Source organism: Kiloniella sp. EL199 (assembly GCF_900313065.1).
Taxonomy (GTDB): Bacteria; Pseudomonadota; Alphaproteobacteria; order Kiloniellales; family Kiloniellaceae; genus Kiloniella.
Window position 1 is genome coordinate 135,226 of the sequence record NZ_OMPU01000006.1, and the last position, 15,689, is coordinate 150,914.

Sequence of the window (15,689 nt, forward strand, 5' to 3'; positions counted from 1 at the left end):
GCATCTTTAGAATCGTTGGATGCTAATCTAGGCTATCTTTTTCGAAAGCATAGCATGCTTCTGAATTGGACTCATTAATATATTGAATTGGCCCTATTTAGAGTGTGATAACCCCAAAATAATGTTGCCTTTTAGTGGTTTATAAATCCTGACAGGAGAGAGATGTGTCTGATACGGATGTTAATAACCAAATCGAAGAAGACGATATCGTTGAAGACCTGTCAGTGAATAACGAAGAAGCCACGAGTGACAAAAAAGCTTTAAGTGTAAAAACCAAACTGATGCTGGCTGTTGGAAGTATTGTTTCCACGACGCTATTGGCCAGTTTGGTTGGATGGCTTTCCTTTGATGGTGTAAGCAGTGCTTTTGATCAAATATCAAAGAAAAGTGTTCCCCAAATGTCGAGTGCGCTTACGCTTTCCGAGATTGCAACGGATATAGCATCTTCAGCTCCGGCATTGATTACAGTTAAGTCGATAGAGGAAAAGAATAAGCTTTATATATCTCTCCAGGAAAAAGAAGCTTCACTTGATAGTTTGATTAGTGCGTTGGATGAAAGTGGCTTTGATCAGGAAATTAGCAAGCAGCTAGCGGCAACATCAGAAGATGTTAAAAATAATTTGTCTTCATTGAATAACTCTGTTGCGCAGCAATTGGATCTTAGCGCCCGTAGCTTTGCACTTATGAATGAGCTTCTGACAACCAAACGTGAATTTGATGGGATTGTGGGGCCTTATCAGGCTGCGGCACGTAAAACAGTTGAAGACACGATCGATGCCTCTTTCGGGAGTGCAGATGTCACTAATCAACTTATCGAAATTTTGATATCAGTCACCAGAAGCCAAGTCTCTTCTTCTTTGCAGGTCGATACAAATCAGATTTTCTCTTTATTGGCTGAAATTGCGACTTTCCAAGAAAATGACCTTATTCTTGCTGCAGAAAAAAGTATCAAAGAAGCTGCTCTGCGCAATAAGGATAATGTCTCTCTGATTGATGATGATGTCTCAAAAGAAGCTATTGCGATAAGACAGTTAACAAAAGAGCTGAATTCTCTGTTATTGGGTGACGAAAATGTATATTCCCTGAGAATAGCTCAATTAACCGAGAATAATATCTCGAATGATCTGCTCAGGAAGAATGAAGAACTATCCCTGAAATTAATAGATTTAGTGCATCAGGTTGCAGCTTCTGCAGAAGATGGTGCAATTTCGTCTGTTTCATTATCCAGTAATGCTATTACAGAAGGTAAATTATGGCTTTTGATTATTCTGGGTATTTCTATCGCTCTTGCTGCTGCTGTTATGTATTTTGTGGTTAGTAGAATGATTATCTCGCGATTGGTATCTCTGTCAGAAGCAATGAAAGAGATTTCCGAAGGAGATCTTTCGATTGAAGTTCCAACAGGGCAGGCAGATGAAATTGGGGATATGGCTAATGCGCTGAATGTCTTTAAGGAAAATGCGCAACAGGTAGAGCGTTTGCGTAAAGAACGTGAAGAAGCAAAAGCGCTTGCTGAACAGAAACGCAAAGAAGAGATGGATGCGCTTGCTGATCAGTTTAATGTTCGGGTTAAAGGAATTGTTTCCAGTGTGCAGGCTTCTGTTTCACAGCTTGGTCAAACCGCGCAGGAAATGAATGCGACGGCAAGTCAGGCACAAAATCAGTCGTCCCAGGCATCAGAAGCGTCTTCTGATGTTTCTGTGAATGTAGAATCTGTGGCGGCCGCTTCAGAAGAATTAACATCGTCGATAGAAGAGATTAGTCGACAGACATCAATGGCTGCAACTGCTTCAAGAGAAGTGAGTGCTGATGCCCAGGCAACAAACAGAGCCGTGGACAGTCTTTCCGAAGCCGCTGAAAAGATTGGCGCTGTGGTTGACCTTATTAGTGAGATCGCAGATCAAACTAATTTGTTGGCATTGAATGCGACAATCGAGGCCGCAAGAGCCGGAGATGCAGGTAAGGGGTTTGCTGTTGTTGCGTCAGAAGTGAAAAATCTGGCAACACAAACCGGAATTGCGACGGACGATATTTCATCCCAAGTTATAACAATTAGGGACACCGTAAACGTTGCTGCAGAAGCAATAACCAAAGTTACCAAGGCAGTTGGTAATGTTGATGAAATTACAGCAGGAATTGCCGCTGCAGTAACTGAGCAAACCTCTGCGACTGGCGAGATGTCTCGTAATGTCAGGTTGGCCGCAGATGGTACAAACAAAGTTTCCAAGAATATCAACGATGTGATGCGTGCGTCAGAGGAAACAGGCCAGGCAGCAGGCGTGGTGCTTAATTCTTCCGAGCAGTTGACGGCAGAGCTTTTGTCTCTATCAAAAGAAGTTGATGATTTTATGCTTGAGATACGCAAGTAAATTTAACGACTTTGTTCTCTTCAGCAGCATTTTGCCCTTCTAGTGCTTGGACTCATATAGTTTTTCCCGTTGGTACTATAAACCACGGTTAATTCATTTACCGTATTATTTATGAATTATTGAGGAGTGTTTGGGGATTTAGAGTTCAGGAGAAGAATGCAAAAAAACTGGTGAGGTAATTAATCTAAACAAAGAAAATTAGATATAGTTACAGGGTAATTTCCTAAATTTATTTAGATGAAAATATATCGCTAATATAAATAAATTTAGGAATAATCATCAAAATAGTGTATTTTAGATTTTGTGGCTCTTATTAAGAATACTTCTTTTATGTTCTGTTTCAGCTTGTGTAACCAATTGAAATAGAATGAGTACTTTAACTGTTTTGTTGTTTTGAGAGCCAGTATCAATACCTTAAGTATGCAATGCTGGTTCATCGAATGATAAGAATAATTCAGCGTTTGAATTGATTTTGATGGCAAGTCTGAAATCAATTCTTTTGATTGATAAGTACAACTAGTCATTCCGCTTTAAAGTGAATGATTATGTATGGGGAGCAAGAAATGGGTTTTGCCAGAAAGCAAAATATCATTCGGGGATATTCTTGATGCAGGCGAGTGCTTTATCAAGAAAAATACTCACCCAGTTTTTAGGTGTATCCGTTTCTTCTCAGCGCCTGTATGGCTTTTGCCTTCTCCAACATACGATCAGTTTTTCCGTTTTGAAAAAAAAGCCAGTTATTTAACGAATTTATCAACTCTATATCAGGGAGGTGCCGAGGAAAGTTTGTCCTTTAAAACTAATCTTAACTGAAGTCAAAGTCATAAACATTAAGAACAGCCATGAATTGCCTTATGTTGCAAGTTCAGGTCTGTGAACAGGGACCCTCCTCGTTGACAAAATGAAGGAGCATGGGAGAAAAAAATGACAATACTTAAGAAAACTACAGTAAGCCGTCGTAAAGTTCTAAAAGGTGCTGCAATTGCAGGTGCTTCAACATTGGCTGCGCCTGCATTTATCAAAAATGCGCTTTCCTCTTCCGGAGAGCTAAATGTGATGATGTGGTCTGATTACCTTCCTGAAGAATTCAAGGAAGCGTTCAAAAAAGAAACCGGAATTACAATTAATCACACTGGTATCGGCTCCAACGAAGAAATTATCAATAAACTTCGTGCAACACGCGGTCGTGGGTTTGACGTTATCTCGCCAACAAATATGCGTGCGCAACAATGGGAACCACTGAACCTGCTGCAACCTTTTGACATGAACAAAGTCAAAATTGATCGTGTTAATGCAGCAATGGCAGAGGTCGGTGAAACTGATTGGAACTTTGCTGGTAAAGGATCTCATTGGCTGCCTCAACTCTGGGGAACAGAAGCTGTTGCGTGGCGCACAGATAAGTGGACCCCTGAAGGTGGCGTTCCTAGCTACGGGGATCTTTGGAAAGATGGTGGCGAAAACACCATGATGGGCCGCCCGCATTCAATGATGCTTGGTGCTGGCCTTTATATGGAAACCATCGGTGAACTTGCGCCAGGCGATATGAAACGAGCCTATAACAGCGAAGATGATATGAAGGACGTATGGTCCAAGATCACTAAGTTCTGTATTGATCGTAAAGCAAATGTCAAAAAGTTCTGGAACGATGCGGATGGTCAGAAAAATGGCTTGATGCAGGAAGATGTTATTTTGGGACAGACTTGGGATGGACCAATTCTGGCGCTGAAAGGTGAAGGAAATCCGGTCCAATATCAGGCACCAAAAGAAGGTGCACTGGCTTGGGTTGATGGTCTTGCAATGCCGAAAGGTGCGAAGAACATTGATCAAATCTATGCCTTCCTTGAGTTCTCATTCCGTCCTGAAAACGGCGGACTGACCGCGAACCTGACAGGGTATAACTCTGCTGTGATCGGTGCTGATGCTCATCTGACCGAGCAATCCAAGAAGAACTTTGCCGAAGCTTATCCGGGTGATGCTTTGGATAACCTCTTTGCTTGGCCTGCAGAGCCAACATGGTATGCACAGCTTCGTACAGAATTCCGCGATAAATTCGTCGCCGCATAATCTGTAATTGAGTTCGGTAAGGGAGCACAGAATTCTCTGTGCTCCTCTTCATCCTTATAAATAATAAATTTCGGGTTTTCTTACCCGAGAGAGTGGTCGTGGGGTCCTCATGAGCTCAGGTGTAGATTTAGAACATGTAACAATTCGTTTCGGCGATTTTACTGCCGTAGACGATGCTAATTTGGCAATCCGAAAGGGCGAGTTTTTTAGTTTTCTTGGCCCCTCTGGTTGCGGGAAAACGACGATTCTTCGTGCCGTATCGGGTTTCAACGAACCAACAGAGGGAACGATCCGTATTAACGGAAGTGATATGCGTGGTATTGGACCCAACAAACGTCCGACAGCATTGATCTTTCAGAACTTGGCCCTTTTTCCATTGATGTCAGTGGCTGACAACATTGCCTTTGGTTTGGAAGTTGAAGGCATCAAATATGTTGAGCGCCGCCGCAGGGCAGAAGAACTGCTTGATCTCATCGCTCTGTCCGGGCAAGGGGACAAAATGGTCTCGGAATTGTCCGGTGGCCAAAAACAGCGTGTAGCTATTGCGCGTGCGTTAGCTGTCGAGCCTGAAGTGTTATTACTTGATGAGCCGTTATCAGCGTTGGATTTAAAATTGCGTCAACATATGCGCAGTGAGTTGAGAAACATCCAGCAACGTGTTGGCATTACATTTATTTATATTACACATGATCAAGGCGAAGCCCTGACAATGTCTGATCGGATTGCTGTTATGTCTGCGGGTGTTATTGAGCAGGTGGGCGATGGCAGCACAATTTATAATGAACCAGAAACAGCATTTGTTGCTTCATTTGTCGGCGAAAACAATCCTTTCTATGGCAAGGTCGTCAAGGTTGATGGTGATTACGCACAAATTCAAAACAAATTCGGCTTACTTAGAGGGCGAAATACGCAAGGTTTGAATGAGGGCGATGCTGCTATTCTTTTTGTTCGTCCTGAAGCGCTTTCTCTGGTTGAAGGTGATGTCCCTGCTGAAAATGTTGTTGAAAGCACAATCCTCTCTGAAGAATTTGAGGGACCTTCTATCCATATTCATATGGAAGGTGAAACCGAAAAGCGCATATCGTTTGCCGTCAGTAACGAAGGTAAGGGGACGCACTTGAAAGTTGGTGATACTGCAAAGATTTGCTTTGAAGTAGATCGGGCCATTGTACTGCCGGAAGGAGATTTGGCCGATGAGTGATTTTCTGTCCGTATTTCTCGCCGTTGTTTTGGCTCTTCTTGTCGCACCAATGCTACAAAAGAATACCTATACAGTTTGGGCAAATTTGCGACAGGTTACATTCGTCAAGAAAAACGGCGTTCTGGTTTCTACCTATTTAATCGGCGCTGTTTTTATCTGGGTTGTTTTAATGATCATCGCACCCCAGCTTTACATGGTGGACTTCTCGTTCCGAGATGGTGCGATTGGCGGTGACCCGGATGCCTACACACTCAAAAATTATTCCTATCTGATTTTTGGGCGTGATAGCGACGAGAACCTCTTTAATTTACTCCATCTGCAAATTTTCCTGAAAACAATCTTGGCATCTGTTGGTGTAACATTGTTAGCTTTTTTGCTTTGTTATCCCATTGCCTATTACTTGGCTCAAAGTACGAAAGGTGGAACTACGCGGTTGTTTCTGATCGCCTTGATCTTGCCGTTTTGGGTCAATGAAATTCTGCGGGCTTTTGCCTTCCGAATTCTTTTTGGATCCAGTGGTGTTATCAATGTCTCTTTAATGGGGATGGGAATTCTTGATGAGCCGATTGATTTCATCAAGGCAGATATCGCGATGTATGCTGGTTTAAGTTATGCCTATATCCTGCTTATGGTTTTCCCTATTTATAATGCGATTGAAAGCCTGGATCACAATCAGATTGAGGCGGCCAGAGATTTGGGATCACCGTGGTGGCGCATTCACTATCGTGTCGTTATTCCCTATGCAAAACCAGGTATTGCGTCCGGCTGTACCATGGTCTTTATGCTCTCGGCTGGTGCCTTGGCTGTGCCTCAGATCTTGGGTGGTCCTAGCAGTCTCTGGTTTACCCAGATAATTTATGACTGGTTCTTTACCGGTGGTGATTGGTCGCGCGGATCTGCCTACGCATTTGTCTTGCTCTTCTCCTGCATTATCTTTGTTTTGGCAGTGATGAAGTTCTTCAAGGTTAATTTAGGGGAGCTTGCGAAATGACCTCTGATCTTATTCAGAAGTACATGGTGCGATTTTATATTGCGATGTTCTTCTTATATCTTTTCGGTCCGTTGATCCTGATGGGAGTGACTGCTTTTAACTCTCCTACTTTTCCGACAGCAATACCCATTGATGAGCTGACCTTGAAGTGGTTTTCAGTACTTGCCAACGACAAGGATATGATACAGGGCATCAAGAACTCGCTCTGGATCGGTTTAGGTGTTGTTTGTCTGGCTGTTCCTATTGGTTTGGCGGCTGCCTTGCTGATGTCACAGGTTCATAAGAAAGCTCAGTCAATTTACTATATGATTGTTGTGTCTCCGCTATTGACACCGGGTGTTATCTTGGGGATCTCGACATTGGTTTTCTGGGATCGACTGGGTGTTTGGGTTGATGCGGATTATAACTCTGTTTTTTACAGTGGAATTTTCCTGTCTGTTATCGGGCAATCAACCTTTATCTCTGCATATTGTATGCTGATTTTCCTTTCCAGATTGCAACGCTTTGATCGTACTCAGGAAGAAGCTGCGCTTGACCTTGGGGCGACAAATGTTCAGGTGTTCTGGAAGATTCTGATCCCTTTCTTGAGACCTGCGATTGGATCTGCTGCGTTCCTGGCTTTCCTGACCAGTTTCGAAAACTACAATACAACACTCTTTACCATTCAGGCGGAAAGTACTCTAACAACTGTTCTTGCTGGTAAAGTGAGGCTGGGGACCAATCCGTCCTTGAGTGCCTTGGCTGTTGTGATTGTTGGTATTACCTTGGTCGGTGCTGTGACGCATGAAATCTACCGTCGTCGAGAAATGAGACGAGAAGCACTTGCTGCTGAAGCTGCAAAAAGAGCGGCCCATACAGCAGATAAAGGTATGGCCCCAGTTTAAGTAAGTCTAGATGACTAGGTAAAAGAAATGGCGGTAAAGTTATAACTTTACCGCCATTTTTATTGAATTGCGCTTAATATAAAGAGCTATGCACCGCCATTGCCAAAATGCTCGCCAATAATCTCTTCCTTTGTATCGAGAGAGACATCAGAAACTGTCTTTGTCGGCCCTGTTTGCTGCCAGGCAATTTTCCAATAAAGTTCTTTTTCCATTCTTAGAATTTCAATAAATGCTTGATAGTGCTTTATATCAAAATAAGCAGTTGCAGTTCCTTTCTTATGGTCACCATAAGGGTTCTGGGCGTTTTGATCGCCATAGTCTTTGAATACAGCAAGTCCACAGTCTTTACCTTTTTCATTCAGTAATCTAATAATTATCTGTGATTTTGGTTTGTCAGCGGTAGATTTGGTGTTCAGAATCTGCACTGTATATTTCGAAATGCTATGTACGGTTGTTGGCATCATAGGCCTTTCCCCTGCAGTCATTCATATCAAGAATTTTATGCTTGTGAACTATCTTTAAATTCTATGGCTTAAAATTCTAAGGTAAGCCGTGGAAGAATCACAGCGATTTATGACACATCCTATCATGTTAGTGCATAAGGCTCTATGGATCGTAAAATCTGGACTCACCAAATTGTAGTTTCTGGTTCAGGTGGTTTTATCAATTTGGTTCAACTGGAACTATCGCCGTTATGAAAACGCGTGTGACACTTCGATCAAGGAAAACATCTACATAGTGGCCCAGCTAGCTTTTTGGGGCCAGGTTATCAGATTGGCCCAATTTGCCGGACAATTAAGGCAATAAGACAGTAAGGCCCTTTAGTGTTGGAAGTGAATCATGACATTAACAGAACAAATGAACGATTTTAGCGACGTCATTGAAAATGACCGGGCTCATGTATGGCACCATATCAGCCAGCACAAACGTTATGAAACCGTTGATCCTCTTGTTATTATTGAAGGCAAGGGAATGAACGTTTGGGATGCAAAGGGTAAAAAATATCTTGATGCCGTATCTGGTGGGGTCTGGACTGTCAATGTTGGTTATGGTCGGGAAACAATCGCAGATGCTGTACGTGAACAACTTGTAAAATTGAATTATTTTGCAAATTCGGCTGGCTCTATTCCTGGCGCAAACTTTGCCAAGGCACTTATCGATAAAATGCCGGGTATGAGCCGGGTTTACTTTTCAAACTCAGGCTCTGAAGCCAACGAAAAAGCCTATAAGATTGTACGTCAGATCGCACACAATAAATACGGTGGAAAGAAACATAAAATTCTTTACCGGGATCGTGATTATCATGGTACGACAATCACAGCGCTGAGTTCTACCGGGCAATTACAACGGAAAGATCAGTATGGTCCCTTTACCCCCGGTTTCGTCGAAGTTCCCCACTGTTGCGAATATCGCTCCCAATACGAAAATGATGGTGATTATGGTGTGAAAGCAGCTTTGGCCATTGAAGAAGTCATTCTTCGTGAAGGACCGGATACTGTTGGTGCCTTGGTTCTGGAGCCAATCACAGCAGGTGGTGGAGTAATTACACCTCCCGAAGGTTACTGGGAAAAGGTACAGGAAATATGTAAAAAATACGATATCCTGCTCCATATCGACGAAGTTGTTTGTGGTTTGGGAAGAACAGGTAAATGGTTTGGTTATCAGCACTATGGAATCAAGCCGGACATTGTCACGATGGCAAAAGGTGTTGCTTCTGGCTATGCAGCGATTTCTTGTACGGTGACAACAGAAGAGGTTTTTGATCAATTCAAAAACAACCCTTCTGATCCAATGAGCTTCTTTAGAGATATATCCACTTTTGGTGGATGTACGGCTGGTCCTGCAGCTGCTCTTGAAAACATGCGGATTATCGAAGAAGAGAACCTGCTTGATAATGTCACCAAGATGGGGGATTACCTTCTTGGAAAGCTCCATGAGTTGAAAGAAAAGCATCAGGTTATTGGTGATGTTCGTGGAAAGGGACTTTTCTGTGGACTGGAGTTGGTAGTTGATCGTGAGACAAAGCAACCGGTTGATGAAAGTATTACTCAGGCTGTTGTTGGTGAATGTATGGCCCAAGGGGTGATTATCGGGGCAACCAATCGGAGCTTTAGAGAATTCAATAATACACTCTGCTTGAGTCCTGCATTGATTTGTACAACAGCAGAATTGGATGAGATTGTCACAGCGATTGATAATGCTTTATCCAAAATCTGTGGATAGATTTAACACGTCTCCTAAATGAAACTCTAATGGGACTGATCTTGTGGTCAGTCCTTTTTTTATCGAAAATTTCGAGGAAAATTTCGAGGAAAATGTCCTGGTTTTGTCTGTAATCTCAGTAAAGTTTCCATCTATTTACGAAAAATCATAATTCTTTGTTTTTAAATAATTTTCTCTAGGTTTTCCAGGCAGGATGGAGACGTATAAAGATTCGCTTAAATCTGGTATCATTGATGGGTAAATCTGGACCTATGTGAAAAAGGAAATAGTTGCTTTTCTGTTGTCAGGACGAGCCTGCGTTTTGCCCGAACCTTTAGTTTGTGGAACTCGAAGATCATAAACTTGAAGGCAAGGCAGAACTTTAAAAGCAAAAGTCGAAACATATAAACGGCTGGAATTGATCAAGATTTTGATCAGTCCCTTTGAGAATTTTCTCTTAAATGATGAGAATAATTTTTGAAATAAGGAATAGATAACAATGAAGATGACGACAGAAGAAGCCTTTGTAAAAGTTTTACAAATGCACGGTATCGAACATGGTTTTGGAATCATCGGCTCTGCTTTTATGCCAATCTCTGATTTGTTCCCGAAAGCGGGTATCAAATTTTGGGACGTTGCCCATGAAACAAATGGTGGAATGATTTGTGATGGCTATACACGTACAACCGGAAAAATCGGTATGTGTATTGCACAGAACGGCCCAGGCATTACAGGGTTTGTAACTCCAATTAAAACAGCTTACTGGAATCACACACCAATGCTTCTGGTGACACCACAGGCTGCCAATAAAACAATCGGACAGGGGGGCTTTCAGGAAGTAGAGCAAATGGCTCTCTTTAAAGACATGGTTTGTTATCAGGAAGAGGTCCGAGATCCATCCCGTATGGCCGAGGTCTTGAACCGCGTTATCCAAAAAGCAAAACGAGGGTCGGCACCAGCACAGATCAACGTGCCACGTGATCTCTGGACACAGGTCATTGATATTGAACTTCCACAGATGGTTGATATTGAATTGCCATCAGGTGGTGCAACTGCAATCACTAAAGCTGCCGAGCTTTTATCAGGCGCGAAATTCCCTGTTATTCTTTCAGGGGCAGGTGTCGTAATTGGCAATGCTATTCCTGATTGTCAGGCTTTGGCAGAACGCCTTGATGCACCAGTATGTAGTGGTTATCAGCACAATGACAGCTTCCCGGGCAGCCATCCTCTGGCAGCAGGACCTCTTGGATATAATGGTTCCAAGGCTGCAATGGAACTGATTGCAAAGGCAGACGTTGTCCTCGCGCTGGGAACACGTCTTAATCCGTTTTCTACATTGCCGGGGTATGGCATTGATTACTGGCCTAAAGATGCTAGTATCATTCAGGTAGATATCAATTCAGATCGTATTGGTCTGACCAAAAAAGTCGATGTCGGGATCTGTGGTGATGCCAAACAGGTCGCACAGCAAATTCTGTCTCAGTTAAGCCCTACAGCCGGTGACAGTGGACGTGAAGAGCGTAAAGCACTTATTCATCATACAAAATCATCATGGCTTCAGGCTCTCAGCAGCATGGATCATGAAGATGATGATCCGGGAACAACATGGAACGAAGATTCTCGTCGTCGCGATGCAGACCGTATGTCTCCACGTATGGCGTGGCGTGCTATTCAAGAAGGCCTTCCGCAAGATGCCATCATTTCCAGTGATATCGGAAACAACTGTGCGATTGGCAATGCTTACCCAACTTTTGAGAAAGGTCGTAAGTATTTGGCGCCGGGGCTTTTTGGTCCTTGTGGTTATGGTTTCCCGTCAATTATTGGTGCCAAGATTGGTTGCCCGGATACACCTGTTGTTGGTTTTGCCGGTGATGGTGCCTTTGGTATCAGTATGAACGAAATGACCTCTGTTGGTCGTGACGAATGGCCTGCGATAACAATGGTTATTTTCCGAAACTATCAATGGGGTGCTGAGAAGCGAAACACAACCTTGTGGTACGACAACAATTTCGTTGGTACAGAGCTGGATCCTCACCTGAGCTATGCCAAGGTTGCCGAGGGTTGTGGTTTGAAAGGTGTTACTGTTCGTACGCAGAGTGAACTTACCGCGACACTGCAGGAAGCAACAGCAGCACAAAAAGATGGGGTAACAACCTTTATCGAGGTTATTCTCAACCAAGAGCTTGGAGAGCCTTTCCGTCGTGATGCGATGACAAAGCCGGTTCAAGTTGCTGGTATTAACCCGGATGACATGCGACCGCAAAAAGGTGTTTAATTTCCTTTTGTAGCTTTTAGTCTGGCCCTGAAATCATTCTGATATCAAATTGATAGAGAGTGTTATTTCGGGGCCAGAAAAAGTAAGACAAGTTGTTTATAAAACAGAGCTTGATGAAGACAAGAGTTGCTCTTAAAGGCATTTGATATTAAAACCAGCGGTGAAGCATTGCTGGTTGGATTATGGCCTTGATTGCCGTCCTCCAGGTAGAGTATTCCCTGTTGAGGTAACTCAAGGTGACAAACCTTTCCAAAAGAATTGATGCACATCTTCAGGCTATGCCTAACCAGAGGTTACGGAGACTAAAATGCTCTAACCTCTTGGAAGGTGGTTACGTCGAACATAACGGGCGTAAGCTTCTTAATTTTGCATCCAACGATTACCTTGGGTTAGCACAAAATATAGCTCTTCGAGAGCGAGCCGCTGAATGGGCAAAGATCTATGGCTCTGGAACTGGTGCCTCGCGATTGATAACGGGTAATCACTCTACTTATGATCTTATCGAAAAGAAGCTGGCGCAATTGAAGGGATCAGAAGCTGCCTTGCTTTTGAATTCGGGTTTTCAGACAAATTCATCTGTTCTGGCTGCCTTGTTAAATACACGGCTTCATGGTGGTGTGGGGAAGCCGGAAGTATTACTTTTTTGCGATAAGTTAAACCATGCCAGTCTTCATTTTGGTATTCAGGCTGCAAATGCAAAACAAATACGATTTCGTCATAATGACCTGAAGCATCTTGCTCAACTTTTGGAAAAGCATAAAGAGAGTGAACAGGCCAAAATCATTGTTACGGAAAGTGTGTTTTCCATGGATGGTGATCAGTTGCATGTTTCTGAAATAAGGTCACTTGCAAAGCGTTACGATGCTTTTCTGTATATAGATGAAGCGCATGCTACAGGTGTATTAGGGGCAAAAGGCATGGGGCTTTGTGCTGGTGGGGTCTCTGATAATGAGTTGATTATGGGCACATGTGGTAAGGCGTTAGGAAGTTTTGGGGCTTATGTCGCCTGCTCACAAAGTATGAAAGAATATCTGGTTAATTTCTGTAGCGGCTTCATCTATGCGACGGCACTTCCGCCGCAGGTTCTGGGGGCTATTGATGCAGCTCTTGACCTTGTCCCTGAAATGGATGCTGAACGCAGGCATTTGGCAGATTGTAGCAATAGTTTCCGAAATATGCTTGAAGATGAGGGGATAGATACAGGCCTGTCATCGACACAAATTGTTCCTGTGATTATTGGAAGTGACAAGAAAACTCTTGCTGTTGCTTATGAGCTTGAAGAAAAAGGATTTCTGGTTGGTGCTATTCGCCCGCCGACGGTGCCGGAAGGTTCTGGACGATTAAGAGTTACATTAAGTGCTGTTCATACAAAAAAACAGATTGAAAATCTGGGCAGAGCAATTGTTGAAGCCGTTGCTATGATTAATGATGCAAAGGGCATAGTGTAATGCGGGTTGTCTTCGTACACGGGTGGGGATATGGCCCAGATATATGGCAATCGGTTATAAGATTACTGGGACCCGATATATCGTGTGATCTGGTTGATTTGGGTTTTTCTGGAACCGAACGTATCCCTGCGGGGCATTATGATATTGCAGTCGGACACTCTATGGGATGCCAGTGGCTATTATCCCAGACTGATATTATCTGGGAAAAGTCGGTTTTAATAAACGGCTTTAGTCGCTTTTCTGCCTGTGATGATTTTCCAGAAGGAATGCACCCCAGAGTCATTGACCGAATGCTGCGCAAATTACCCAAGGCCCCAGTGGATGTTTTGCGATCTTTCCATCAGTTGTGCGATCCAGGTGGCAGAACAGATTACCACGCGATAGAAACGCCTGATCTATCCAAACTTATTTGGGGTCTTAATTTCTTACGAGAACAGGATCAACGCTTGAATTTTACCGAGGAAAGTTCATATATCTTGGCAGATAAAGATGATCAGGTTGTTACTGAGGCGATGACAGTTAAATTGTTTAAAAGCAATTCACAATGGACAGAAGGCAAGGGACATTTGTTGCCTTTAACTGATCCTGTGGCGTGCCATTCTGTTATTAAGCGAGCAATTACAGATCTATGATAGAAGTCGCCTGGAAAAAAGACTTGGCGCAGCGTTTCGGCGCAGCTGCGGAAAGTTATGAAACTCAATCTGAAGTACAGCAAAAGTCAGCGAAAGCGTTGGCAGATCATATTGCAGCTAGAATTCAGAATAAAAAAATTCTTCGGATCTTGGAGATTGGTTGCGGAACAGGATACTTAACTCGCGAACTGTTAGAGCTCTATCCAGACGCACAGTGGTGGGTTACTGATATTTCTGCTGACATGCTAGCGAAGTGTCAAAGCTCTTTATCAGATGAAATTATAAATCCTGAATATACATCAGGCTGTAGTTCAGGCGAATTGCCCCATAATCTTGATCTCTCAAAAATTCATTTCCATACAATGGATGGTGAAGCTGTCGATCTGGACGGCCCATTTGATCTGATTTGTTCTAATATGGCTTTTCAGTGGTTTCATGACCAGGAAGGAACATTGGGAAGATTAAATGATCTTTTGACTTCAAAGGGAACACTCGCCTTTAGTACTCTTTCGCAGGGGACTTTCGAGTTATGGCATAAGTGTCAGAATGAACTGGGTATCGAAAGGCTTGCCCCGGAATTCCCGGATGCAGCTTTTTATCATCGTTGCTTGAATGGGGTAAATGTTGAGACGTTGCAGCAAAAATTTGTGCAGTGCCATAAAGACGGATTGGATTTCTTGGGGACGCTGCGCGAAATCGGGGCGCACTCAAGCCGTATCGGAAGATCTCGACTTAGTGTTGGGCAACTGCGCTCTCTATTAAAAAAATATGAAAATTACTTTACAGGCGACCATATAGAAGCTGATTATGATGTGGTTTTTGTGCTGTGCAGCAGAGGTAGCACAGGTTGATACAGCATCTTTTGCGACAGGTTACCATTGATCCCGGTGAGGCATGCAGGATATTTCGATTAAAAAATCTAAGATAAATGGTTTGTTTGTCACTGGTACCGATACTGAAGTCGGTAAGACTTTTGTGTCCGCAGCATTGGTCAAAAGTTTAACGGCGTCTTATTGGAAACCTGTGCAAACAGGACCGGATCAGGATCATGATACGCCTGAAATCCAACGATTAACCGGGATAGTCGATCGCAATATTTATCCCTGTTCTTACAACTTTCCAGATCCCTTGTCTCCTCATGAAGCGGCAAGACGTGTCGGTCAGACAATTAATCTTGATGACATTAATTTACCTTCGATTTCTGAGGATGAATTTTTAATTGTCGAAGGCGCTGGTGGTGCTTTGGTTCCTTTGAATGACGCGTTTCTGATGACTGATTTAATGGCCAAAGTTAACTTGCCTGTGGTTATTGTGGCACGCTCGGGGTTGGGAACGATCAACCACACTCTCTTGACAATTGAAGCCCTGAAAAATCGGAGGTTAACTCTGGCTGGTGTCATTATGAATGGGCCTGAGAATAGAGGAAATCGGGAAGCAATTGAAGAATATGGCAAAGTACCTGTCGTTGCAGAGCTGCCAAGATGTGAGCATGTAACAGCTGAAGTTATCACCGAGCTTATGCCTCGATTACAGCGTTTTTCAGAGAGCTTGGGCCATAATTAGGATCGCTGCCATTAAGATGATTAGTAATGAAAAGTATAATCAAAAGTGTGAAGGGTAGAA

Annotated in this window: 13 protein-coding genes; 12 read left to right on the plus strand and 1 reads right to left on the minus strand. The window is 43.2% G+C overall.

Annotated features, from left to right (window positions below):
• Positions 1-164 precede the first annotated feature (164 nt).
• The 6 genes from D9A03_RS03995 (at position 165) to D9A03_RS04020 (ending at position 7,509) form a co-directional block, all read left to right on the plus strand.
• Positions 165-2,369 (plus strand): methyl-accepting chemotaxis protein, encoded by a 2,205-nt coding sequence (locus tag D9A03_RS03995; RefSeq protein WP_120495938.1) that lies wholly within the window; start codon positions 165-167, stop codon positions 2,367-2,369.
• Positions 2,370-2,918: 549 nt separating this feature from the next.
• Positions 2,919-3,182, plus strand: coding sequence for a hypothetical protein (locus tag D9A03_RS04000; RefSeq protein ID WP_120495939.1), 264 nt, complete (start codon positions 2,919-2,921; stop codon positions 3,180-3,182).
• 111 nt (positions 3,183-3,293) lie between these two features.
• The gene (locus D9A03_RS04005; RefSeq protein WP_174233628.1) at positions 3,294-4,433 is read left to right on the plus strand and encodes an extracellular solute-binding protein; all 1,140 of its coding nucleotides are present in this window, start codon (positions 3,294-3,296) and stop codon (positions 4,431-4,433) included.
• Between the two features lie 109 nt (positions 4,434-4,542).
• Positions 4,543-5,634, plus strand: a complete 1,092-nt coding sequence (locus tag D9A03_RS04010; protein ID WP_120495940.1) for an ABC transporter ATP-binding protein — start codon at positions 4,543-4,545, stop codon at positions 5,632-5,634.
• The gene (locus tag D9A03_RS04015) at positions 5,627-6,625 is read left to right on the plus strand and encodes an ABC transporter permease (RefSeq protein ID WP_216825374.1); all 999 of its coding nucleotides are present in this window, start codon (positions 5,627-5,629) and stop codon (positions 6,623-6,625) included. Before D9A03_RS04010 ends, D9A03_RS04015 begins: the two co-directional genes overlap by 8 nt.
• A complete protein-coding gene (locus D9A03_RS04020; protein ID WP_120495941.1) occupies positions 6,622-7,509 on the plus strand; it encodes an ABC transporter permease in 888 nt (295 codons plus the stop codon). Before D9A03_RS04015 ends, D9A03_RS04020 begins: the two co-directional genes overlap by 4 nt.
• An 86-nt stretch (positions 7,510-7,595) precedes the next feature.
• Here the strand turns inward: D9A03_RS04020 and D9A03_RS04025 are convergent, their stop codons facing one another.
• A complete protein-coding gene (locus tag D9A03_RS04025) occupies positions 7,596-7,973 on the minus strand; it encodes a hypothetical protein (RefSeq protein WP_120495942.1) in 378 nt (125 codons plus the stop codon).
• Positions 7,974-8,349: 376 nt separating this feature from the next.
• Here D9A03_RS04025 and D9A03_RS04030 point away from each other — a divergent pair, with 376 nt between their 5' ends.
• From D9A03_RS04030 to bioD, 6 genes are all read left to right on the plus strand, one after another.
• Entirely contained in the window at positions 8,350-9,732 is a 1,383-nt protein-coding gene (locus D9A03_RS04030; protein WP_120495943.1) for an aspartate aminotransferase family protein, read from the plus strand.
• Positions 9,733-10,210: 478 nt separating this feature from the next.
• Positions 10,211-11,986: a sulfoacetaldehyde acetyltransferase gene (gene xsc, locus D9A03_RS04035; RefSeq protein WP_120495944.1), complete on the plus strand. Its 1,776-nt coding sequence runs from the start codon at positions 10,211-10,213 to the stop codon at positions 11,984-11,986.
• A 236-nt stretch (positions 11,987-12,222) separates the two neighbouring features.
• Positions 12,223-13,434 (plus strand): 8-amino-7-oxononanoate synthase, encoded by a 1,212-nt coding sequence (locus D9A03_RS04040; protein WP_254054970.1) that lies wholly within the window; start codon positions 12,223-12,225, stop codon positions 13,432-13,434.
• Positions 13,434-14,066, plus strand: a complete 633-nt coding sequence (locus D9A03_RS04045; protein WP_120495945.1) for an alpha/beta fold hydrolase — start codon at positions 13,434-13,436, stop codon at positions 14,064-14,066. The genes D9A03_RS04040 and D9A03_RS04045 overlap by 1 nt, the downstream gene beginning before the upstream one ends.
• Positions 14,063-14,917: a methyltransferase domain-containing protein gene (locus tag D9A03_RS04050; RefSeq protein ID WP_120495946.1), complete on the plus strand. Its 855-nt coding sequence runs from the start codon at positions 14,063-14,065 to the stop codon at positions 14,915-14,917. The genes D9A03_RS04045 and D9A03_RS04050 overlap by 4 nt, the downstream gene beginning before the upstream one ends.
• Before the next feature lie 43 nt (positions 14,918-14,960).
• The gene (bioD, locus tag D9A03_RS04055; protein WP_120495947.1) at positions 14,961-15,629 is read left to right on the plus strand and encodes a dethiobiotin synthase; all 669 of its coding nucleotides are present in this window, start codon (positions 14,961-14,963) and stop codon (positions 15,627-15,629) included.
• Positions 15,630-15,689 lie beyond the last annotated feature (60 nt).

What these genes read in the sequence shown, in the direction of transcription:
- D9A03_RS04000 (WP_120495939.1), top strand. Translation starts at nt 2,919, where the DNA reads ATGGGGAGCAAGAAATGGGTTTTGCCAGAAAGCAAAATATCATTCGGG.
- D9A03_RS04005 (WP_174233628.1), top strand. Translation starts at nt 3,294, where the DNA reads ATGACAATACTTAAGAAAACTACAGTAAGCCGTCGTAAAGTTCTAAAA.
- D9A03_RS04010 (WP_120495940.1), top strand. Translation starts at nt 4,543, where the DNA reads ATGAGCTCAGGTGTAGATTTAGAACATGTAACAATTCGTTTCGGCGAT.
- D9A03_RS04015 (WP_216825374.1), top strand. Translation starts at nt 5,627, where the DNA reads ATGAGTGATTTTCTGTCCGTATTTCTCGCCGTTGTTTTGGCTCTTCTT.
- D9A03_RS04020 (WP_120495941.1), top strand. Translation starts at nt 6,622, where the DNA reads ATGACCTCTGATCTTATTCAGAAGTACATGGTGCGATTTTATATTGCG.
- D9A03_RS04025 (WP_120495942.1), bottom strand. Translation starts at nt 7,973, where the DNA reads ATGATGCCAACAACCGTACATAGCATTTCGAAATATACAGTGCAGATT.
- D9A03_RS04030 (WP_120495943.1), top strand. Translation starts at nt 8,350, where the DNA reads ATGACATTAACAGAACAAATGAACGATTTTAGCGACGTCATTGAAAAT.
- xsc (WP_120495944.1), top strand. Translation starts at nt 10,211, where the DNA reads ATGAAGATGACGACAGAAGAAGCCTTTGTAAAAGTTTTACAAATGCAC.
- D9A03_RS04045 (WP_120495945.1), top strand. Translation starts at nt 13,434, where the DNA reads ATGCGGGTTGTCTTCGTACACGGGTGGGGATATGGCCCAGATATATGG.
- D9A03_RS04050 (WP_120495946.1), top strand. Translation starts at nt 14,063, where the DNA reads ATGATAGAAGTCGCCTGGAAAAAAGACTTGGCGCAGCGTTTCGGCGCA.
- bioD (WP_120495947.1), top strand. Translation starts at nt 14,961, where the DNA reads ATGCAGGATATTTCGATTAAAAAATCTAAGATAAATGGTTTGTTTGTC.